Source organism: Neisseria sp. P0021.S005 (assembly GCF_051956955.1).
Genome location: NZ_JBQCWY010000917.1, coordinates 1 through 501, shown reverse-complemented (window position 1 = coordinate 501; position 501 = coordinate 1). Strand labels below are relative to the sequence as shown.

The 501-nt window shown below is 49.1% G+C and carries 1 protein-coding gene; it reads left to right on the top strand.

Annotated features, from left to right (window positions below; translation table 11 throughout):
• Positions 1-359: hypothetical protein (locus tag ACTHUE_RS20150; protein ID WP_440424295.1), on the top strand; the 359-nt coding region annotated here is incomplete at its 5' end.
• Positions 360-501: the final 142 nt, after the last annotated feature.

The following is a 501-nucleotide window of genomic DNA, read 5'->3' as shown; positions in this document are numbered from 1 at the left end:
ACACAAAAAAACCACCCCCCGACACAACCACCAACAACAATACCACCAACCCCAACCCCAACAACAACGACCCCCACAACCCACCAAAAACCAACCCACCCAACCAACCCACACACAACCCACACAACACCACCAAAAAACACACACCCCACAAAACAACCCCACACAAAAAAAAACAACCCCAAGCCAACGTCAACAAAACAACCAAAACCACCACCCCCCCAACACAACAAACACCCACCACACAAAAAACAACCACAAACAAAGACAAAACCGCCCAAAAAAGCAACAACCTACAACACACCCCAAAAAAACACCCTCCCCCCCACCCCCCCACCAGAACACGCCCATCCCACTGAAAACCCAAACTCCCCAAAAACTAATGAAATAAGATACAACACCACCAACCCCCTAACAAATAAAAACCACCTAAACACTCCAAACAACCCCCACCCCCGCCCCCCATACACACCCGACACCACCAACAAACAAAGAAACACA